The following is a 20,781-nucleotide window of genomic DNA, read 5'->3' as shown; positions in this document are numbered from 1 at the left end:
GCCAGAGATGGGGTTGCTTAAGTTGGTTGGCTTAAAGCTGGCGGACATAAAAAAGCCGCATCATAAGACGCGGCTTGTTGCTTAGTGTTTGCAGCTGGCTAATGTTAACAGCTGGCTATCGTTAACTGCCGGCTGGTGATTACTCGGCGCGCTGGGCGCTGACGCTGGTGTCCGCCTGCTCGTCTTTCTGAGCAACCAGAATGGCGTTGAGGTCTTCATTCAGATCTTGCTGCATCTGCTCTAGGCCTTCGGCCAGTTGTGCGCTGATGGCGGCGTGCAGGTCTGTGGTATCGATAACGATTTCATCGGCAGTGGCAGCGGTTGAGGCTGAGAGCAGTGCGATGGCAAATATAGTTTTAAAGTTAATCATAGTGGTCGCCTCCGGGCGGCATATCTTGGGGTGTCAGACACTCCCCAAATACGTCGTAGAGGCTGTCTAACTTCAATCATTTCGTTGGCGCAAAATTTAACCAAAACCCCTTCCCTTTACAAACGATAAAATGTAACAATACGGATTAGAAAAACTAATTAAAATGTGAGACAAGGATCACTATGTCGAGACGTTTACCTCCATTGAATGCGGTGAAGGCTTTCGAGGCTGCAGCCCGTCACTTAAGCTTTACGCGCGCCGCGGAAGAACTTTTTGTGACACAGGCCGCAGTAAGTCATCAGATTAAGGCATTAGAAGAATATTTAGGGCTAAAGCTCTTTCGTCGTAAGAACCGATCTTTGCTGCTGACCGAAGAGGGGCAGGGCTACTTTCTCGACATAAAAGATATCTTTGTGCAACTGGCCGATGCCACCGACAGATTGCTGGCTCGAAGCGCCATAGGCTCGCTCACGGTAAGCACTTCGCCAAGTTTCGCCATCCAGTGGCTGGTGCCCCGATTGGCGAATTTCAGCGAGAATAATCCCGACATCGACGTGCGGATCAAGGCTGTGGACGATGAGACCAGCAGCCTGACCGACGACGTGGATGTGGCCATCTATTACGGCATGGGCAACTGGCCAGGGCTGCGTGCCGATAAGCTGAGAAACGAGGTGTTGATCCCTGTCTGTTCGCCCATGTTACTCAGCGGCCCCAAGCCGTTATCCCAGCCGAGTGACCTGAAACATCACACCCTGTTGCATGATTCTAGCCGTCATGATTGGCAGGCTTGGTTTAGACAATGTGGAATTAATGACATTAATGTGAACCAGGGTCCTATCTTCAGTCACTCCTCCTTGGTATTGCAGGCCGCCGCTCACGGTCAGGGGGTCGCCCTGGGTTACAGCGTACTGGCCCGTCCCGACATCAAGGCCGGGCGTTTGGTGTGCCCCTTCCCCGAGGTGTTGGTGAGTAAGAACGCCTATTATCTGGTGTGTCAGCAAAACCACGCCGAGATAGGTAAGATAGTCGCCTTCAGAAAGTGGATGCTGGACATGTTCGAAGAGGAGTCTCGCAGCGAGCTACTGCCGGGCTAACCCGATTGAATTACCTGGCTACGCCCTTTATGGGGGGGAGCCAAACATAAAGAGGCGAGATGAGTTTTACGCAAAGCTTGAATGAACGGCTCGAGGCGGCCGAGTTGCCCGCGAGTCAGTGCCTGTTCTCGGGCCCGCTGGACGACAATGCGCTGGCCTGCGACACCTTAGTGGTGCTGGCCCATGGGGCTGGGGCCAACATGGAACACGAATTCATGACGCAGATGGCCGAACGGCTAGGCTCTAGAAATAGTGGTGAGCATGATGGAAAACAAGCAATAGCCGTGCTGCGTTTTAACTTTCCCTACATGCGCAGCAACGCCATAGATGGTAAGCGCAGGCCGCCGGATAGGGCGCCTAAGCTGATTAAAGATTTTAGCCTGCTGATAGAGACGGTGCGTGAGGTCTATAAGCCTAAGCGCCTGGTGGTGATGGGCAAGTCCATGGGTGGACGCATGGCGGCGATACTCGCTGGCGAGCAAGCGGTCGATGGGGTTATCTGCTTGGGTTATCCCTTCGTGCCGCCTAAAGGGGGCGAGCCAAGACTCGAGCCCGTCGCCGAGTGTCAGGCGCCGCTCTTGGTGATACAGGGGGAGCGCGATAAATTTGGCGCCAAAGGGCAGGTAGAGCCTTGGCTTGCACCTTTTAAGGCCAAACTCCAGTGGTTAACCGATGGCGATCATAGTTTTTTACCAAGAAAGTCGTCAGGCACGACCCAAAGCGCTAATCTGGATTTGGCAGTCTCACACAGTATTCAATTTATTAGGGGGTTAGATGCGTAAAGGGTTTTTATTGCTGGCGGCCTTGAGTGGTTTTTTAGCCGTGGCCCTGGGAGCCTTCGGCGCCCATGGACTCAAGCAGGTGACCACGCCAGAGATGATCGACATCTTTAATCTAGGGGTCGAGTATCAGTTCTATCACACCTTTGCCCTGATCGCCGTGGCCTTTAGCGGTCATTGGCTCAAGTCGCGCCTGATCGATTGGGCGGGCTACCTGTTCCTGTTGGGCATAGTGATGTTTTCCGGCTCCCTCTACCTCTACGTGTTGGTGGGGAGCAAGTGGACAGGCCCTGTGACGCCTATGGGCGGCGTCTGCTTCCTGCTGGGCTGGTTGTTCATCGCGGTGGCCGTGTGGCGGAATCGCGTGGTGGAGCTGGACGATTAACCGGCCATTAAGATAATCGTATTCATTTTCGAGAAAGTGTAGAATGGCGCCCCAATGATATGGGTCGCCATTTTTTATTCAGGATCTTCCTATGATAAACCTATTTTTATATTGCCGTGCCGGCTACGAGAAAGACTGCGCCGCCGAGATCCAGCAGCGAGCCGCGGAGCTGAATGTTGGCGGCTTTGTAAAGACCAATCGTAACGATGGTTACGTGATTTTTCAGTGCTTCCAAGCGGGAGATGCCGATCTGTTGGCCGAGCAGATCGAGCTGGACTCGCTTATCTTCACTCGTCAGATGTTTGCCGCCAATGAGCTGCTCAAAGATCTGCCCGAAGGGGATCGCGTCACGCCTATCGTCGATGCCCTGGCTAAGGTACATAAGGCGGGCGAGCTCAGAGTCGAGACGCCAGATACCAACGAGGCCAAGGAGCTGTCGACCTTCTGTCGTAAGTTTACCGTGCCCCTGAGACAGGCGCTGAAACGTAGTGGTGCCCTGCTTGAGAAGGAAAACCCTAAGCGTCCTATCATACATGTTTGTTTTGTCGGGCCGGGTACCGCCTACGTGGGCTACTCGCTGAGCCATAACAGTTCTCCCTATTTCATGGGGATCCCTAGACTCAAGATGGCCAGCGATGCGCCGAGCCGCTCGACCCTCAAGTTGGACGAGGCCTTCATCCACTTCATCCCTAAGTCGGAGCAGGAGCAGCGTCTGCGCAGCGGCATGAATTCTGTGGATCTCGGCGCCTGCCCGGGTGGCTGGACCTATCAACTGGTGCGCCGGGGCATGTTTGTGGCGGCGGTGGACAACGGCCCCATGGCGCAAAACCTGATGGACACAGGGCAGGTGAGACACTATCAGGCCGACGGTTTCCGTTTCGAGCCACCTAAGAAGAATATCTACTGGCTGGTGTGTGACATGGTTGAGAAGCCCTCAAGAGTGGCGGAGCTGATGGAGGCCTGGGCGATCAACGGCTGGTTCAAGGAAGCGATATTTAATCTCAAGTTGCCGATGAAGAGCCGCTACAAAGAGGTATCGACCATCCTGGAGACCATGCAAGAGGTGCTAAGGGAAAATGGTATCGACGACTTCCACTTGGCCTGTAAGCATCTGTACCACGACAGAGACGAGGTGACAGTGCATCTCTGGCTGAAACCTAGCGTCGGTTTTAACTTTGGTTAACGACAGAATCATTGGTTAACTTAAGAAATATCGGTTAACTAAAGAATTATCGGATAATAAAAAGCCCCGCGATTGCGGGGCTTTTTGTTTTTTAGCTTACGGCTACTTGGTCTATTACAGACGCTCGAGTACCGCCTGAGTGAAGTCAGAGGTACCGTGAGTACCGCCAAGGTCGCGAGTCGTGCGATCGCCTTCTTCGATCACGGCAGAAACCGCCGCGCGAATGGCTTGCGCCTTGTCAGACATGCCCAGGTATTCCAGCATCTGGATTGACGCCAGGATCACCGAAGTTGGGTTAGCCAGGTTCTTACCTGCGATATCTGGCGCGCTGCCGTGTACCGCTTCGAAGATCGCTGCGTTCTTGCCGATGTTGGCGCCAGGTGCCATGCCCAGGCCGCCCACCAGACCGGCACACAGATCCGACAGGATGTCGCCGAACAGGTTGGTGGTGACGATCACGTCGAAGTTTTCTGGGTTCATCACCAGCTTCATACAGGTCGCGTCGACAATCATCTCTTCAGTGGTGATGTCTGGGTAACGCTGGCTCACTTCACGAGCTACCTTCAGGAACAGGCCTGAGGTCGACTTCATGATGTTAGCCTTGTGTACGATAGTCACCTTCTTACGACCCTCTTTGCGCGCTAGCTCGTAGGCGAAGGTAGTGATCTGCTCGGCACCCTGACGGGTAATGATACTGGTGGCTTCCGCCGTCGCACCATCTTCTGAAACGGTTTGACCTAGGCCTGAGTACATGCCTTCGGTGTTTTCACGTACCGTGATGATGTCGATGTTGTCATAACGTGCCTGAGTGCCTTTAAAAGACAATACAGGGCGTACGTTGGCATATAAGCCGAATTTTTTACGTAAAGTGACGTTGATTGAGGTGAAACCTTCGCCGACAGGGGTCGTTAGTGGCCCTTTCAGCGTGATACGGTTCTTCTCGATCATATCCAATGTACGTTGAGGTAGAAGTTCACCTTGCTTCTCAAGTGCGGCTAGGCCAGCATCGGCAAATTCGTATTCGAAATCACATCCAGCTTTATCTAAGATCTTGATTGCTGAGTCGATTATGCTTGGGCCAATCCCATCACCCGGGATAACGGTAATAGTTCTTTTTGACATGGAGAGTCCTTCCACGGTTGGTCGTTACTGCTATTGTCTGACCATGTCGAAAGACACGGTGTTATGACTATGAATTTTTAGAATCTTATCGGTCTTATTTTAACTACTTTTGCGCAAATTTCACAGGAAATAGTGAGCAATCTCACGTTTTTTTGTGTAGGCTAACTTGCAATAACAAAGGCTAATGACGATGATTGATCCTTAAGCGTTAAAAAAGTCTACTTTAGTCTAATAACCCAGGCTACATCCGTTAATGACAAGCTGCATCCGTTAATAATAAGTTAAAAACGAGGAAGACCTTGAAGCCATTACCGACCCTATCCCTCTTGTGTGCCAGTCTCTTTTCTTGCGCCGCCTTCAGCGCCGATGTGACACCCGATGTCATCATGAAATTCGAATCTCTCAATAAGCCAGTGCTCGCCGCCAATGGCAGTGCCTTTGCCGTCGAGGTCAGTCCCGACAGGGGAGACAGTCACGGCATGGTGAAGCGCTTAGACAGCGAGCAGAGTTTTACCGTGGCGGGCGGCAGCAAGCCGCTGATCAGCCATGATGGCCGTTTCGCCGCCTTTGCTATCGCGCCAGCCTTGCTCGAGCAGGAAAAAGCCAGCCCCAAGGCACGCAAGAAACTTAAGGCCGGTCTGGCGCTGCTAGATACTCAATCTGGCAAAGAGACCCGCTATGACAAGGTGAAGGAGTTTGCCTTTAACGATGCCGGGACTCATCTCGCCATCTGGTATGAGGCCGGTGAAGAGGCCGATAGCGATAAGAAAGATGAGCCGGAAGCCAACGATAAGAATAACGAGGCTAAGCCAGCCCCCGCTGCCAAGAAGCCCAAAGTCGATAAGTATGACAAAGGACGCACCTTAGAGGTGGTGAACCTCAAGGCGGGGAGCAGTGAGAAAATCGCCAATGTGACCGCCTTTTACTTCGATAAGGCGGGTCGCCAGCTGGTGGTGGCACAGAACGATGTTACCAACAATCTGCACAGAGTGCAGCGCATGGACCTTGCCAGCGGTGAGTTGCAGGTGATTGCCGGTTATGTGGACCAGCAGATAGGCGCCGTGTCGGCCAGCGAAGATGGTAAGTATGTTGCCTTCACCTATGGCAAGGCCGGCGATGCCCCCTGGGGCCGTGAATATCATCTCGCCCTGCATCAAGCGGGTAGCGACAAGTTGCATCAGGTGGCCAACACCAAGGAGTGGACCCTGAATCGTTACAGCGAGCTGACCTTCTCCGAGGACAGTAAGCGTCTGTTCTTCGGCCGTGTGCCCGAGGTGAGTCAGCAGCTAGAGCTGCCTAAGGTGGCCAAGGCCGAGGATCTCTATGATCCTGAGGTGATCACCGGCCAGCGCGAACTCAGGGTTTGGCATGGTGACGATCCACGCATCAAGCCAAACGAGGTCAAGCAGTACAAGAAAGAACTAAAACGTACCTATCTGGCGGTGTTACACCTTGGCTCTAAGCAGGTGGTGCAGCTGGCCGATCAGGCGGTGCCGGATATTGAGCTTGGTCAGCAGCAACGCTTCATGCTCGCCAGCACAGATGTGCCTTACCTTAAGATGATCACCTGGGCCGGTTTCTACCGCGACTATTATCTGGTGGATCTCAACACGGGGCGCAAGCAGGCGTTTCTCGTTCAGCAACCTGTTTCCGAGAAGCCGTCGCTGTCGCCTAACGAGCGCTTCGTGGCCTATTATCAGCAGGGCAACATCTTCCTGTATCAGATCGCCCAGGATAGCCGAGTCAAGCTGACCAAAGATTTCAAGACGCCGTTTGCCGATGAAGATCATGACTATCCGTCGGTGGCTCCAGGCTACGGATTGGGCCCTTGGCTCGAAGATGGTTCGGCCTTTCTGGCCTACGATAAGTATGATATCTGGCAGTTCAATACCGACTCTCGCGATGCGTTTCGTCTCACGGCCGCCAAGGGACGTAAGGCGCAGATCCAGTATCGCGTCACGGGCTTGCTAGACAAGGCGGACAAGCCGGATCTGCTTAAGGCGGATCAGAACCTGCTGCTGCATGGCTATAACGAGCGCACCAAGGGCGACGGTTTCTACAGCGCCAAGGTGGGCGTGTCGGGTGTCAAGCCGCTGATGGAGGGCGACTATAAGCTCAAGCTGCTGGCCCGCGCCGAAGAGAGTGATAAGGTGCTGTTTTCTAAGGAGCGTTATGATCTCTATCCGGACCTTTACGCCAGCGATCTGCAGAGCCCTGAGCAGGCGACCCGCCAGACCCGTCTCGACGACCAGAAACGTCAGCTCGATTGGGGTAAGGCCGAGTTGGTGCACTGGACCAATGGTGATGGCAAGCCGCTCGATGGCGTGCTGATCAAACCCTCTAACTATGTGGCCGGTAAGCGCTACCCTGTGCTGGTCTATTTCTACCGTTTCATGAGCGACAGACTGCATGCCTTCCCAGACATGAAGCTGAACCACAGACCAAACTTTGCCTGGTATGCCGATAACGGCTATGCCATCTTCCTGCCGGATATCCGTTTCGAGGTGGGTTATCCTGGCGCGAGCTCGGTTCAGGCGCTGACCTCTGGGGTGCAGAAGCTTATCGATATGGGCATCGCCGATCCAGATGGCGTCGGTATTCAGGGCCACTCCTGGGGCGGCTACCAGACCGCCTTTGCCGTGACGCAGACCTCCATCTTCAAGGCGGCAGTCACCGGCGCGCCTGTGTCTAACATGACCAGTGCCTACAGTGGTATTCGTCATGGCACCGGGCTTGCGCGTCAGTTCCAGTATGAAACGGGGCAAAGCCGTATAGGTGAGAGCCTGTTTAAGGCGCCGCAGAAATATATCGAAAACTCGCCCGTCTTCTATGTCGAGCGGATCAAGACGCCTATGATGATCATGTTTGGCGACAAAGACGACGCAGTGCCTTGGGAGCAAGGAGTTGAGCTGTATCTGGCGATGCGCCGTGCGGGTAAGGATGTGGTGTTTCTCCAGTATCAGGATGAGCCACATCACCTGAAAAAATACCCTAACAAGGTCGACTATAGCCTGCGCATGATGCAATACTTCGATCACTACCTGAAGGGCAAGCCAGCGCCTAAGTGGCTGTCTGAGGGAGAGGCCTATCAAGAGTATAAGAAGGCGGGCTAAGCCCAACTTGTCTACCTTAAGCCGGGCCTAGCCCGGCTTTTTTATGGTGTGTCTTAATAGCGTGCTGCATCCTAAGATAATTAAGCGTCTGGGTGTTTGAGGAATTAAAGGATAAAGGAGCGAAACAATATGGAGCAGGGCATGACTGAAACCGACAGTAAGGGCGCCAGCGTCAGGGTGCCGCCGCCCTTGATCTTTATTTTCGCCATGGGGCTGGCATTGGCGTTAGAGTGGCACTATCCCATGGGGCTGACGAGTCACCCCATAGGTCAGATAGCCGGTGGTGCCTTGCTGCTGGTAACAATCTTAGTCTTGCTACATATCATGCTCATCTTCAGGCGACGTCAGACCGCCATCGAGCCCTGGAAGCCTACCTCCAGCATCATCACCTCTGGCTATTATCGTTATAGCCGCAATCCTATCTATGTGGCTTTCTGCGGCTTTCCCATTGGATTAGGGCTCTTGTTAGCCTCGCCCTGGTTATTGCTCAGCACCTTGCCTGCCTGTCTTGGGGTCTATTGGCTGGCGATCCGCCGTGAGGAGGCCTACCTGCTGGCAAAGTTTCCTAATGAATATGGGGCGTATCTAAAGAGTGTCAGGCGCTGGTTGTAACAGCGCCTGTTCTATCTTGGCGGTTAGCCGCCGACGGGAGAGTCGAGATATTGCTGATAGGTGTCCTGGCCCCAGGCGATCAGCTTGTTGTTCTTAAACAGTAGCGGGGTACATTCGTCGCGGGTGGTCTCGCCATCTGACTTGCTGTGATGGGTGCGATAGAAGAGTACCTGTAGGGTGTCTTGATTGCTGCTCTTGGCCTCGGAAAAATCGGCCTTACCCATGAGTGTCTTGATCTGTTCTATCGGTTGTCCTATGGACAGTTCGGTTAACTTGGCGTTGTTGTAGGCCTGTCTGTCTTCCCAGTCCATATCGTCTGGCGTGGGTTCATAAACCAGGACGACGACGGCGACAAAGGCCAGATAGGCCGCGAAGATTGAGCCTATGATCACTGGAACTTTAGATTTCATCTTACCTTGGGATCCTTCCATGCTGCGGGTGTATCTGCAGTGGATTAAACCACTGCAACATATTGCTTACAATATAAAGCAGATGAAAAAGGTATGGTAGTACCGTTTTTGCTTACAGGTGCGAGAACGTCAACAAATAAGTAAGCGAATGTTTACGCCTTGGCCGTCTGCTCGACCCTGAAGTTCGCCAGGCGGGTGTTGAGGGGGATATCGGTCTGCAGTTGCACCAATTTATAGCTCAATCTCGCTAGCGCCCGTCCCTCTTCGAGCTTCTTGGCCTGTTTGGCGCCTATCTTATCCAAGGAGGCGTAGACGTTGGCCAGGGTGCGGAAGGTCTTTAGCAGCTCACAGGCCGACTTAGGGCCGATACCCGGGATGCCGGGGATCTTGTTGCCGCTGTCGCCCGCCATGGCGAGAAAATCGATGAACTGACTCCTATCGACGCCGAGCTGACGCTCGCGATCTTCTATGGTGATCGCCTGCTGATTGAAGTGATCCCACAGCTGTATCTGGGGGGAGAGCAGCTGGGTAAAGCCCTTGTCGGTGGAGACGATGATCGCCTCTCCCTTGGCCTGTACCATCTTGCTGGCCAGAGTGGCGATAACATCGTCGGCCTCGGCTATGGCGTCGATGGAGTGAAAGCCGCGCTCGGCGAGGTGCTGCTTAAGGGCGGGCAGCGCCTGACTCAAGGCCTCGGGCATGGGCTTGCGCCCCTTTTTATAGTCGTCATAGAGCTTCTTACGCCAGGAGATGGCATCGCCATCCCACACCAGGGTGACATGGCTGGGGTTGTGTTTGCTCAGCAGCTTACGGCAGGCGGAGGTGACCCGTTCTGGCAGGCCGTTAACATCATTTTCGTTTGGCTGGGCGGCGTGGATGCGCCGCACCAGGTTGAGTCCATCTATGATTAAAAATCGGTTCATCTTGTCTCTAACATAGGGTTAAGTGGCGATCCGATAGCAGGGGACATAGGCACTGCCAGGCAGCTTCATGCGCTGCTGATCGACGAAGGCCTGCAGCAGGGTGTCCATCAATTTCATCAGCTGCTTGTCGCCCCTGAGCTCGAAGGGGCCGGAGCGCTCTATCTCTCGCATGGTGTCCATCTTGACGTTGCCCGCCACTATACCAGAAAAGGCGCGTCGCAGGTTGGCCGCAAGATCCGCCTTGTTGGGCTGGAAGTAGAGGTTGAGGTTGTTCATGATCTCATGATCCGGCACGAAGGGCAGCTGAAACTCGGGCTCTATCTTCAGCGACCAGTTGTACTGATAGGAGTCGCCCGTGTCTCTTCGGTGCTGCTTGATGACCGTCATGCCGTGGCTCATGATCCGCGCGACCCGCACAGGGTCATCGATGACGATCTCATACTTGCTCTGGGCCTCTTCGCCTAGGGTGGCGGCGACAAACTCATCTATCTTGGTAAAGTAATCGGCGCTCTCCCTGGGTCCTGTGAGCACCAAGGGGAAGGGGATGTTGGCATTTTCCTTGTTGAGCAAGATCCCCAGCAGGTAGAGCAGCTCCTCGGCGGTGCCGGCACCACCGGGGAAGATCACTATACCGTGTCCCAAGCGGACGAAGGCCTCTAGGCGCTTCTCGATATCGGGCAAGATCACCAGCTCGTTGACTATCTGATTGGGGGGCTCGGCGGCGATGATACTGGGCTCGGTCAGACCGACATAGCGGGCGGTGCGTACCCGCTGCTTGGCATGGCCGATGGCGGCGCCCTTCATGGGACCCTCCATGGCGCCCGGGCCGCAGCCGGTACAGATATCCATGCTACGCAGGCCCAGCTCGTAACCTACCTCTCGGGTGTATTGGTATTCGTTTTCATCTATGCTGTGGCCACCCCAGCAGACCACTAGGTTTGGATCCTGACGGGGGATCACCTGGGCATTTCTCAGTATGTCGAACACCACGTTGGTGATATGGCTGGAGTTGGTCAGGTTGATATGTTTCAGGTTGTCGTAGCGATCGCTGAGGTAGACGATATCCCTGAGGACGGCAAACAGATGTTCCTGGATCCCGGCGATGATGTTGCCATCGACGAAGGCGGCCTCGGGGGGATTGACCAGCTCTATCTTGATGCCGCGCTCGCGCCTGAGCACGTTGATATTGAAGTTACTGTACTGTTCAAACAGGGTGCAGGCGTTGTCGCTCTTTAATCCTGAGGCGAGCACCGCCAGGGAGCAGCTGCGAAAGAGTTGGTAGAGTTCACTGCTAGCGTTTTGCTTGAGGCGATCAACTTCCAGCTGGGAAAGTTGATCCATACTGCCTCTGGGACTGATATTGACGATCATGGCGACTCCTTAGCAGTAGATTCAAAGCCATGACACCGGGGAAAAGGGTGGAAACTCCTGGGGAAGGCCCCCAGGATTAGGCGTCAATAATCACTCTGTCTCTGCTTTCATGTTTGGCCTTGTAGAGTGCTGCGTCGGCGCGTTCGAAGGTTTCGCTTATCTGCTCGTTTTCAAGAATTTGTGCAGCACCTATTGATACTGTAACTGTAATTCTCTGATTTTTAAACTTAAAGGGAATATTTTTTACTTTCTCCCTCACGCGATTCAACAGCTGCTCTATGTCGTTGGCCGACACATCCGGAATGAGGAGGACAAATTCTTCACCGCCGTATCGGGCCACAAACTCAGATTCACGCAGGGAGTTTTTCAGCGCCATGGCGATCACCTGTAGCGTCTTATCCCCAGTGCTGTGGCCGAAGTTATCGTTGATGGATTTGAAGTGATCTATGTCGGCAACCGCCACCCAAAGCGGATGACGATGGCGTTGATAGTTGCGGAACTCCTGCTCCATACGCTCTTCCAGCGCCGCGCGGTTAGGCAGCTGGGTCAGGGTGTCGAGCAGGTTGAGTTTCTGCTGCTCGAACAGACGCTCTTTGTAGGCGTTGGCCTCTTTGCTCAGCTCGTTGAGCTCGTCGCGCATCGTCTCCATCGACTTGCGCAGCATCGCCTGTTCGCGCTGCTCCAGCGCCTCCTTGCGCCCAAGGGCGGTGCGGATAGAGGCTAACTGTTCAGTGACCTGCAGCTTGAGGTGGTCTATGTCGTCGATGTCTATGATGGCATCGCCTACATTGTCGACCCGCGAGTTGATCTCACGGTTGAGCTGCTTCTTCAGCTGATAGCTGCGCTGGTTGCTGTTGTAGGAGTCATTCACCACTTCACGCACCGCAGAGAGGGCATCGTTAAGGGCGTAGAGGAACTCCTGAGAGGCGCTCTTCTCCAGTGCAATATTTTCCAGCAGCAGGGAGAGTATGGTCTGATAGGCGTCGATAAGACCGTCGACATCTATTTCGGCGGCCAGGTAATCCTTGATCACCAGTACCTGATCGCGCTGATCCTTACGAAACTCGATCTCAGAGATCATCTGCGCCAGCTCGTGAGCCAGCTGCCTGTGTTTCGGCAGAACCTCTAGCTTGTCGCCCTGGCTGAGCTGCTCATGCATGATGGCTTCGAAGAAGCCCACCAGGCGCTCTACCTTAGGAAAGTAATCCCAATAAGTATGAAACGGCTTGCCGAGATCTTGTTTATAGTAGGCGATCTCTTTCTTGAGTTTGTCCGGTACCGAGTCCACACGCTGTAGCTGACGGATCACCTTGGCGAGGCTGGCGCGGCCATCTTCGAGCTGCCCCATCACATGGTGGTACTGCTGCTTGAGTAGCTGCTCGACCTCGAGCAGATCCGGCAAGACTTCGTCGATATGTTCGACGTTGATCAGGTTGTGGCGCAGCTTGGCCAACTTGTTGTCCAGCTCTATGCTCTGACCCTTGCAGGCGAGGCTGAGATGACCGATAAATTGCAGCAGTGAGCTCTGGCTCTGGGCCTTCTGATCGTTGAGTTCGGCCAAGGCGATTTTGGCAGAATGGAGTTTCTGCTGAAGGAGCGATACCTGGGAGAGGCTTGTCATAGCGTCTTTCATTCTAGACCTTATCAATAAGCTTCAGCGTCAGTTTATGGAAGAAACTTCTATATTGTAAAGCAGTTAGAAGTTGCCGAACAATTTTACCATTGTCTAATGGAGACCTATTTGAGGCCAATGGTATCCGATCTCGTAGGTTATGCAAATGCACCGTCGAGGGTATGTGACCCAAGCAGGATACTTTTGTGAAATTATGTGGGGTCTGCATCGTTTGCTCCCTGCCATTTGGGCCATTGGATGAGTGCCTTATTCTCATTACATTCGACCTTTACCAATCCTCGGCTGATCCCTTTTTCCAAGTGTAAGTATAGCGGGTTAGACAAAATTGCTGCCGGCGCAAAATTCAGTGGTGTAATACTGACATAACAATCTTTTTGCGTCCCCAGACTCATGGCGCCTGCCACCAACATCTGCAGCACATTGAAGTAAGTATCCGGCGTCACCTTGATGTCCGGATTACCAAGTAGCGGCACCTTGATGCAGCCCAGCTTGAAATGAGTGCCCTGACTCTGTGGCTGGTCATCGAGCAAGCAGCGTATCCGCTCCAGCAGTGCTTGATGGGCGTTTACCTCGTTAAGGGTCAGCAGGATGAGGCCCGGACGAATAAGATAGGCCTCTCCGGCCAGGCCCCGGCTCAGGGTGTCCATCAGGCGCGCGGTGGCCTCGAGATAGGTGTCGTTGCCTAGGTTGAGATCCAGCGTGTGGCCGTCATCAAGAGAGAGCAGCGCCAGCTGGGCAATCTCATTTTTCTGCCCCATGCGGGCGATGAAACCGTGATAGCCCGGCAGCTGGGTGATGGGTTCCTGATTTACCTTCTGTTGAAGGCTTGCCAGTTGCCTTTTCAAGTTACTCTTACCGCGCCATTGGTTGATGCCGGCCAGGGCCAGCAGCAGACTCACGATAAAGATGATGCTGGCGGCCAGCCTGAACTGATGCGCCTGCTTCTCTTGTGTCTTGTTTGATGCCTGTAGCTGACTGAGCTGCAGCTTGAGCTGCTGTTCGGCCAACACACTCGGGCTATAGTCTGAGGGCTTCTGGCTCTCATGCTCGAGATCCTGACTCAGGGCGATTAGCTGCTCCAGCGCCGCTAGGGCCTTGTCGATATCGCCCAGTTCCTTCAAGGCGCGGGTCTTATATTGCAGCGCCTCAAACATCTGCTCCGGCAATTTCTTCTCCCGGGCCAATACGAAGGCCTTGGCGGCATAGGCGTTGACCATGCTCCAGTCGCCGAGTTGGCTGGCCACCTGGGCGATCAGCAGATCGTTATAGATCAGGTAGTGCTTGCTCTTCTTCTGCAGGAATAAGCCGTTGGCCTTGATAAGGTTTGTCAGGGCGCGCTTGGGTTCCTTGTTGTTGAAATAGGCTTCGCCCAGGTTGTGCAGGTTAAGAGCCTGGGCGGTCAGGTTACCGCGTCTGACATCTATCTGCTGGGCATTGAGGTAGTAATCGATCGCCTGATTCCAGCGCTCCTGTTCACCATACACCATGGCGATCACCGTCATGGCGCTAGACAGATAGTTGTCTTTACCCACCTTGGTAAAACCGTCGGCGGCCTTGTGGGCGTAGGTCAGGGCCTCATCCCAAGACTTGAGATCCCGATAGACGCGGGCGAGGCGCAGCGACAAGATGGCGTTGAGGAAAGGCTTGTCCAGCCCCTCGGCCAGGCGGATCGCCTCAGTATAATGTTGCAGCGCCTTGGCAAACTGCTCATCGCCGCTGTAGTAGCGCCCCAGCGTCGACTCGGCCTTGGCGATCAGATAGTCGTCTCGGAGCTGATAGGCCAGCTCGCGATATTGGTTGAGGTGGGTGAGGGCGGCGTTCTTCTGTAGCGTGATGCGATAGAGGTCGCCAAGCTGATAATGAATGTTGTGTAGCAGCAGCTGAGTCGGCAGATCTTCGCTGGCCTTGAGCTGAGCCAGCGCCTGTTGATAGTAAGTGATCGCCAGCTGGTAATCTTGCTTATCCCGGCCTGTCTTGCGCCCCTGGAGCATCAGCAAGTAAGCCCTGTCGTAGGGGGTATCGGCGATGATCTCAAGTTGGGTCATCACCTGCTGCGCCTTCTCCATGGCGTCATCGACCCCTATACCCGGCTCTAGGTAGACACGGGCCAGCCACTGTAGCTGCTGCTCTAGCTCCTGGCTACTGAAGCCCTGGGTATCGGCGAGGTGGTTGAATTCCACTTCGCTGGCAAATTCGATGGGAAAGGAGAGGCTGGCGATGGCGTCTTGGTAAAACTCGGGGGCCGACTCTTTAAACTTAACCTCTTTGCTGATCAATTGGCTGAAGGCTGCATTGACCGAGGTCGCACAGCAAAAGAACAGCAGCAGACTGTAGAGAAATACGCGCATTTTCGTAGCATCACCGAGCCGCAGGCGGGCATATTATGTTTTTAGAATTCTGTCCGCAGTGAGAGGGATAAATCGGGTTATACTGACGAACTTCACATTACAACTATGATAACAGAAGGAAGCCAGAGTGAAACTAGCTGTACCCTTGATTTTGATTTTTAGTCCTTTTTTCCTGTCTCAAGCTCACGCAGATGTTAATTACCGGATCGATCTCACCCAGCCTCAGCATCACCTGGCCAAGGTGGAGGTCGACTTTCCCCGCAGCGAGGCCAAGCAGCTTAGTGTGAATCTGCCCGTGTGGCGCACCGGTAAGTATCAGGTGTTGCCCCTGGGGGATGCGATCCGCCACTTTAGGGCCGAAGATGAGTCGGGCAAGGCGCTAGCGTGGCAGCGCAGCGCCAGCGGCGAATGGCAGGTGAAACTGAGCCAGCCGACTCAGGTCAAGGTTACCTATCAGCTGTATGCCAACAGCCTGGGGCAGAGAGTGAGCCATATCGACGCTTCCCATGCCTATTTGGATGCCAGCGGCGTATTTGTCTATAGCCCAGAATTTCGCGATCAAAAGGTAAATGTCTCGCTAAAAGTGCCTGAGGCCTGGCGCAGCTACTCGGGCATGGAATCAAAGGATGCCCATCTATTTATAGCGGACAATTATGATGTGCTGGTGGACTCGCCCATAGAGACGGGGATCAGCCAGCACAGAGCTTTCTCGGCAGACGGCCGTGACTACGAGCTGGTGGTCTGGGGGGAGGGTAACTATGATCTCGATAAGATGGTGGAAGACCTTACCAAGCTTAGCGGCCAGGCTAAGGCGATTTGGGATGGTTATCCTTTTAAGCGCTATGTCTATATGGTGCACGCCACCAGCGGCGCCAGTGGCGCGACCGAGCACCTGAACTCTACCGTTATCCAGCGCCCACGCTTTAGCTTTCGCGAGCGCAAAGATTACCTCGGCTTTATCAAGACGGCTTCCCATGAATTTATTCATACCTGGAACGTGAAGGCCTATCGCCCTCAGGGCCTGGTACCCTACGATTATCAGCAGGAGGGGATCACCGAGCTCTTGTGGATCGCCGAAGGCTCGACCAGCTATTTTCAGAGTCAGCTTTTGTTGCGCGCCGGTGTGATCACTCCTAAGGAGTTTCTGGAAGATCTGGCGCGGCGTATCACGCGCAACGAGCAGACACCGGGGCGGGAGGTGCAGTCTGTCGCCGAGGCCAGCGCCGGTCAGTGGGTGGCCGGTGGTGGCGATTATGCCCAGAACCACAGCAGTAACATCTATGCCGAAGGCTACCTGACCTCGCTGGCATTGGATTTTAGCCTGCTGAGTGACACCCGCCTCAAGGCCTCCTATCGGGATCTGCATGCCAAACTATATCAAGATTATAAGCTTCCGGTGGGATACCAAGTTAGCGATGTGCAGCAGATCTTGCGTGAGCTGTCGGGCAAAGATTATGGCGACTGGTGGCAGAGTCATGTCAACAGCCCGCTGGTGCTGGACTATGAGGCCTTGCTGGCCAAGGCGGGACTGAAGAAAGATTATGGCAGTGATAATAAGGCGATCGCCTATGCCGGCATGCTGACCCGCGAGGGCAGCCTGAAGCTAAGTCATGTGAAACGTGAGGGACCGGCTTGGCGGGCAGGCATAGTAGCGGGCGATGAGCTGGTGGCGATAAATGGCCTTAAGGTCACCGCCAAGGGCTTTGCGGCGCGCATCAAAGACTTTACCCCGGGCGATAGCATCAAGGTGACGCTCTTTAGTAACGATACCCTAAAAGAGGTGGCGCTGACGCTGGCTGAGCAGCCCAGTGAGAAGCTTAAGCTCGTTAGTGTCGATAAGCCGAGCCGGAAACAGAAAGCCTTCTTCGAGGCCTGGCTGGGAATTGATTGGCCCTTCGATGGCGAAGGTAAGCTGAAAGGCTAATTCACGCCTATCGCATTTGTGGTGTCGGGCCAGTTGCATCGTCTGAACGCAAGAACATACCAGTAAAAAAACCACCCGCTTGGGTGGTTTTTTATTCCTTGGCAACTCGAAAGTTAGTCTCTCAAGCCGTCAAGAATCTAAGCTTACAGGCTGGCTTACAAGCCATCTTCCTGGCTAGCTTATAGACTATCTTCCAGGCCGCCCAATACTTCGACTAGCGAGTTCATCAGGGCGATCAGCTCGCTGCCCATCAGGGCGAAGTCGGCGTCCAGACGCGCCAGTGGATCTTCTGTGCTCACCTCGTCGTTGTGCGCCCTAAACTCTTCCGAGAACTTCAGGCGTTTGATGCCGGCATCTGACTGCAGCACGAAGGCGATAGACTGGCCGAAATGCAGCGCCAGCTTATGCACCTGCTTACCCACCTCAAGATGCGCCAGCACCTCATTTTCGGTCAGGTCTTGCTGTTTAAAGCGTACTATGCCGCCTTCATCTGAATCTGACTTAAGCTCGGCCTCATCCTGCATCTCAAATGGTGCAGGCGCGCTGTTGCTCTTGAGCCACTCGGTCAGCTGGGCTTCGATTGGCGTCTTGAAACTCATAGGGATCACTGGCAGCGAGCCTAGCGCCTTACGCAGTAGGGCCAGTAACTCTTCTGCCTTGGTGGCGCTTGATGAGTCTACCAGGATCATCTCAATCTCAGGCAATATCAACGCGTGGATCTGGCTGCGGCGAGAGAAGGCGCGTGGCAATAGCGTGGTGGTGATCTCCTCTTTGAGCGCGTCTTTCTCTTTCTTGGCGAGCTTGCGGTTTTCTTCGGCTTCGATCTGCGCCACTTTTTCTTCGAGGGCTTCTTTTACCACCTGAGAAGGCAGGATCTTCTCCTCTTTGGTGGCACAGATAAGGTGTCTGTTCTCGGCGCTGTGTACTAAGGTGTGGCCGAGTTTACCCAGTGCTTTGGAGAAGCCGAACTTGCTGATGTCCTGGCTTGAGCAGGGAGAAAAGGTAAAGTCTTCCAGTGACTTCTCTAGCGCTTCGGTATCGACAGAGAAAGGTTTATTAAAACGATATACGGTAAGATTCTTAAACCACATGATAGGCGCTCAATCAAAAATAAAGCCGCAGTGTAAGCCATTGCGCCGCGCGGGTAAACCGCTAACAATCTTCCTCAAAATGTCACAAATATTGCTCAAGTGACATAATTCATCAAACTGTAATATTTCTTTTTATCGCCTCGAACCGCCCATATCGCCTGGGTTTGTGGCCAGGGGGCGTAGTTCATATTATCAAATTTATCCAGTTGCTAAATCGATGAAATAAAACTGCAACATAAAAGTTGCACACTTTCGGCCGTCCAAACCAATAACCAAGACGAACAAACGTCGAAAGGATTAAATGATGAACGTTTTTTGTAAAACACTACTCGCTTCTGCGCTAGCAACTGCCACTCTCGCTTCTGCACACGCTGCAGAGCCATTGACTGTTTACGGCAAACTAAACGTAACGGCTCAATCTAACGATGTAGATGGTGATGCAACGACGACTATTCAGAGCAACGCTTCTCGTTTTGGCGTGAAGGGTGCTTTCGAGCTGAGCAGCTCACTTGAAGCTTTCTACACTGTTGAGTATGAAGTGGACACAGGTGATGCGGCTAAGGAAAACTTCTTGGCTCGTAACCAGTTCGTTGGTTTAAAGGGTAACTTCGGTGCTTTCTCTGTGGGTCGTAACGACACCATGCTGAAGCAATCTCAAGGTAAAGTTGACCAGTTCAACGACCTGTCTGGTGACCTGAAGCACCTGTTCAAAGGTGAAAACCGTATCGAGCAGACTGCGACTTACATGACGCCTTCTTTCAGCGGTTTCAAAGTAGGTGTGACTTATGCTGCTGAAGGCGCTAGCTCACAGTATGGCCAAGACGGTTTCAGCGTTGCCGCTATGTACGGTGATGCTAAGCTGAAGAAGTCTCCTATCTTCGCTTCTATCGCTTACGACTCAGACGTTAAAGGCTATGAAGTCGTTCGCGCTACTGTTCAAGGTAAGATCGCTGGCCTGAAGATTGGTGGTATGTACCAGCAGCAGGAAGAGACTTACAAGAAAGACGGTACTGCCGTTGTTGGTGCTGACAGCAAGACAGGTTACCTGGTAAGCGCTGCTTACACTATCGATGCCGTAGTACTGAAGGCTCAGTACCAAGACATGGAAGACAAAGGTGATTCTTGGTCAGTGGGTGGTGACTACAAGCTAGGTAAGCCAACTAAACTGTTTGCCTTCTACACCAACCGTGATTTCGAAGGTGTTGACACTACCGATAAATTCTTCGGTCTGGGTCTAGAGCACAAGTTCTAAGTTATTGATAAATAACTTTCACTCGCCAGTCGAGTGCTGACTAAAGGGAGGCTTATGCCTCCCTTTTTGATGTAAGATTTATGACAAAATAAGCTGTTTTATGACAAACTAGCCCTGCGGTTTCATAATTTTGTAATAAAAAAGACCAATAATGGACACGTGGGAATTCACAGATAGAAGATCGCATATGACTGCTAGGATTTTGATAGTTGAAGATGAGCTGGCCATCCGAGAGATGTTAGCTTTTGTTTTAGAACAACATGGATTTACGACAACTACAGCAGAGGATTTCGACTCAGCATTGGATATGTTGTCAGAACCTTATCCAGATTTGGTGTTGCTCGATTGGATGTTCCCAGGCGGCAGTGGTATCCAGCTGGCCAAGAAACTTCGCCAGGATGAGTTTACCCGTCACATTCCCGTCATCATGCTGACGGCCCGTGGCGAAGAGGAAGACAAGGTGAAGGGGCTCGAAGTGGGCGCCGATGACTATATTACCAAGCCTTTCTCGCCCAAAGAGCTGGTGGCACGCATCAAAGCGGTAATGCGCCGCGCGGCACCAACGGCACTGGAAGAGCCGATAGACGTACAAGGATTGGTACTCGACCCTGTGAGCCACCGCGTGACCGTGGGCGATCAGGTACTGGAGATGGGCCCGACCGAGTTCAGGTTGCTCCATTTCTTCATGACCCATCCAGAGCGCGTCTACAGCCGTGAGCAGCTGCTAGACAATGTCTGGGGCACCAATGTGTATGTCGAAGACAGAACCGTCGATGTGCATATTCGTCGTCTGCGTAAGGCCGTCGAGCCATCGAATCACGACCGTTTGATTCAAACCGTTCGTGGTGCAGGCTACCGTTTCTCGACCCGTCTCTAGGGCCAAATTTCTTTGTGGTTTAAGATTCATCTAAACAGGTTTTGATTGCATGGCTTGGGGGTTGTAACCATAGACTGCTAGCCGGCAAGAAAGCACAGACGCTGTTTAGATGAACCCTAGGGGCCGCGCCTCTTGTGTCTTATTTATCAGCCATCCCATGCCTGTGTACATCATTGCTTCAGACATGGACTGCTGGGGAAAAACACAAAAGATCGCCGCAGAAACAAACAGCAAGGGTCGATAGATCCAAGCAAATTGATAGGCACAAGCGGCAATTTAAGCTATCTTGTGCCC

At 53.3% G+C, this 20,781-nt stretch carries 17 protein-coding genes; 9 read left to right on the top strand and 8 right to left on the bottom strand.

The window, feature by feature from the left end:
• Positions 1 to 139: 139 nt before the first annotated feature.
• The gene (locus tag K0I63_RS14295; RefSeq protein ID WP_220081467.1) at positions 140 to 370 is read right to left on the bottom strand and encodes a hypothetical protein; all 231 of its coding nucleotides are present in this window, start codon (positions 368 to 370) and stop codon (positions 140 to 142) included.
• Positions 371 to 552: 182 nt separating this feature from the next.
• Here K0I63_RS14295 and K0I63_RS14290 point away from each other — a divergent pair, with 182 nt between their 5' ends.
• The 4 genes from K0I63_RS14290 (at position 553) to rlmM (ending at position 3,811) form a co-directional block, all read left to right on the top strand.
• Entirely contained in the window at positions 553 to 1,464 is a 912-nt protein-coding gene (locus tag K0I63_RS14290; protein WP_011866561.1) for a transcriptional regulator GcvA, read from the top strand.
• 59 nt (positions 1,465 to 1,523) lie between these two features.
• On the top strand, positions 1,524 to 2,246 hold the full coding sequence (locus K0I63_RS14285; protein WP_220081466.1) for an alpha/beta family hydrolase: 723 nt from the start codon (positions 1,524 to 1,526) through the stop codon (positions 2,244 to 2,246).
• Positions 2,239 to 2,628 carry a DUF423 domain-containing protein gene (locus K0I63_RS14280; protein WP_041509171.1) on the top strand — a complete coding sequence of 130 codons (390 nt, stop codon included), beginning with the start codon at positions 2,239 to 2,241 and terminating at the stop codon, positions 2,626 to 2,628. The genes K0I63_RS14285 and K0I63_RS14280 overlap by 8 nt, the downstream gene beginning before the upstream one ends.
• 91 nt (positions 2,629 to 2,719) lie before the next feature.
• Positions 2,720 to 3,811: a 23S rRNA (cytidine(2498)-2'-O)-methyltransferase RlmM gene (gene rlmM / locus K0I63_RS14275; RefSeq protein ID WP_220043031.1), complete on the top strand. Its 1,092-nt coding sequence runs from the start codon at positions 2,720 to 2,722 to the stop codon at positions 3,809 to 3,811.
• 114 nt (positions 3,812 to 3,925) lie between these two features.
• Here rlmM and K0I63_RS14270 read toward each other — a convergent pair whose 3' ends face one another.
• The gene (locus K0I63_RS14270; protein WP_011866557.1) at positions 3,926 to 4,933 is read right to left on the bottom strand and encodes an isocitrate dehydrogenase; all 1,008 of its coding nucleotides are present in this window, start codon (positions 4,931 to 4,933) and stop codon (positions 3,926 to 3,928) included.
• A 299-nt stretch (positions 4,934 to 5,232) separates the two neighbouring features.
• Here K0I63_RS14270 and K0I63_RS14265 point away from each other — a divergent pair, with 299 nt between their 5' ends.
• Positions 5,233 to 8,046, top strand: coding sequence for an alpha/beta hydrolase family protein (locus tag K0I63_RS14265; protein WP_220081465.1), 2,814 nt, complete (start codon positions 5,233 to 5,235; stop codon positions 8,044 to 8,046).
• A 141-nt stretch (positions 8,047 to 8,187) separates the two neighbouring features.
• Positions 8,188 to 8,658, top strand: a complete 471-nt coding sequence (locus tag K0I63_RS14260) for a methyltransferase family protein (RefSeq protein WP_258406881.1) — start codon at positions 8,188 to 8,190, stop codon at positions 8,656 to 8,658.
• A gap of 23 nt (positions 8,659 to 8,681) precedes the next feature.
• On the opposite strand, the gene K0I63_RS14255 is transcribed toward K0I63_RS14260, so the two are convergent.
• The 5 genes from K0I63_RS14255 to K0I63_RS14235 form a co-directional block, all read right to left on the bottom strand.
• A complete protein-coding gene (locus K0I63_RS14255) occupies positions 8,682 to 9,068 on the bottom strand; it encodes a DUF3192 domain-containing protein (RefSeq protein WP_220071985.1) in 387 nt (128 codons plus the stop codon).
• Positions 9,069 to 9,220: 152 nt separating this feature from the next.
• Positions 9,221 to 9,991 (bottom strand): flap endonuclease Xni, encoded by a 771-nt coding sequence (xni, locus tag K0I63_RS14250; RefSeq protein WP_220043028.1) that lies wholly within the window; start codon positions 9,989 to 9,991, stop codon positions 9,221 to 9,223.
• An 18-nt stretch (positions 9,992 to 10,009) separates the two neighbouring features.
• Positions 10,010 to 11,362, bottom strand: coding sequence for a nucleotide 5'-monophosphate nucleosidase PpnN (ppnN, locus tag K0I63_RS14245; protein ID WP_220043027.1), 1,353 nt, complete (start codon positions 11,360 to 11,362; stop codon positions 10,010 to 10,012).
• A gap of 76 nt (positions 11,363 to 11,438) precedes the next feature.
• Positions 11,439 to 12,995: a GGDEF domain-containing protein gene (locus K0I63_RS14240; RefSeq protein WP_011866551.1), complete on the bottom strand. Its 1,557-nt coding sequence runs from the start codon at positions 12,993 to 12,995 to the stop codon at positions 11,439 to 11,441.
• A 191-nt stretch (positions 12,996 to 13,186) separates the two neighbouring features.
• Positions 13,187 to 15,343 carry a tetratricopeptide repeat protein gene (locus K0I63_RS14235; protein WP_220081463.1) on the bottom strand — a complete coding sequence of 719 codons (2,157 nt, stop codon included), beginning with the start codon at positions 15,341 to 15,343 and terminating at the stop codon, positions 13,187 to 13,189.
• A 127-nt stretch (positions 15,344 to 15,470) separates the two neighbouring features.
• On the opposite strand from K0I63_RS14235, the gene K0I63_RS14230 reads away from it, so the two are divergent.
• Positions 15,471 to 17,267: a M61 family metallopeptidase gene (locus K0I63_RS14230; protein ID WP_220081462.1), complete on the top strand. Its 1,797-nt coding sequence runs from the start codon at positions 15,471 to 15,473 to the stop codon at positions 17,265 to 17,267.
• A gap of 179 nt (positions 17,268 to 17,446) precedes the next feature.
• Here K0I63_RS14230 and rdgC read toward each other — a convergent pair whose 3' ends face one another.
• The gene (gene rdgC / locus K0I63_RS14225; RefSeq protein WP_011866548.1) at positions 17,447 to 18,358 is read right to left on the bottom strand and encodes a recombination-associated protein RdgC; all 912 of its coding nucleotides are present in this window, start codon (positions 18,356 to 18,358) and stop codon (positions 17,447 to 17,449) included.
• A gap of 301 nt (positions 18,359 to 18,659) precedes the next feature.
• Between rdgC and K0I63_RS14220 the strand changes: the two genes are divergently transcribed.
• Both K0I63_RS14220 and phoB read left to right on the top strand, forming a co-directional pair.
• Positions 18,660 to 19,610 carry a porin gene (locus tag K0I63_RS14220; protein WP_011866547.1) on the top strand — a complete coding sequence of 317 codons (951 nt, stop codon included), beginning with the start codon at positions 18,660 to 18,662 and terminating at the stop codon, positions 19,608 to 19,610.
• A gap of 187 nt (positions 19,611 to 19,797) precedes the next feature.
• Entirely contained in the window at positions 19,798 to 20,487 is a 690-nt protein-coding gene (gene phoB, locus K0I63_RS14215; RefSeq protein WP_041406681.1) for a phosphate regulon transcriptional regulator PhoB, read from the top strand.
• Positions 20,488 to 20,781 lie beyond the last annotated feature (294 nt).

Source organism: Shewanella rhizosphaerae, from assembly GCF_019457655.1.
Lineage (GTDB): Bacteria > Pseudomonadota > Gammaproteobacteria > Enterobacterales > Shewanellaceae > Shewanella > Shewanella loihica.
This window is presented reverse-complemented; position numbering and strand designations above follow the sequence as displayed.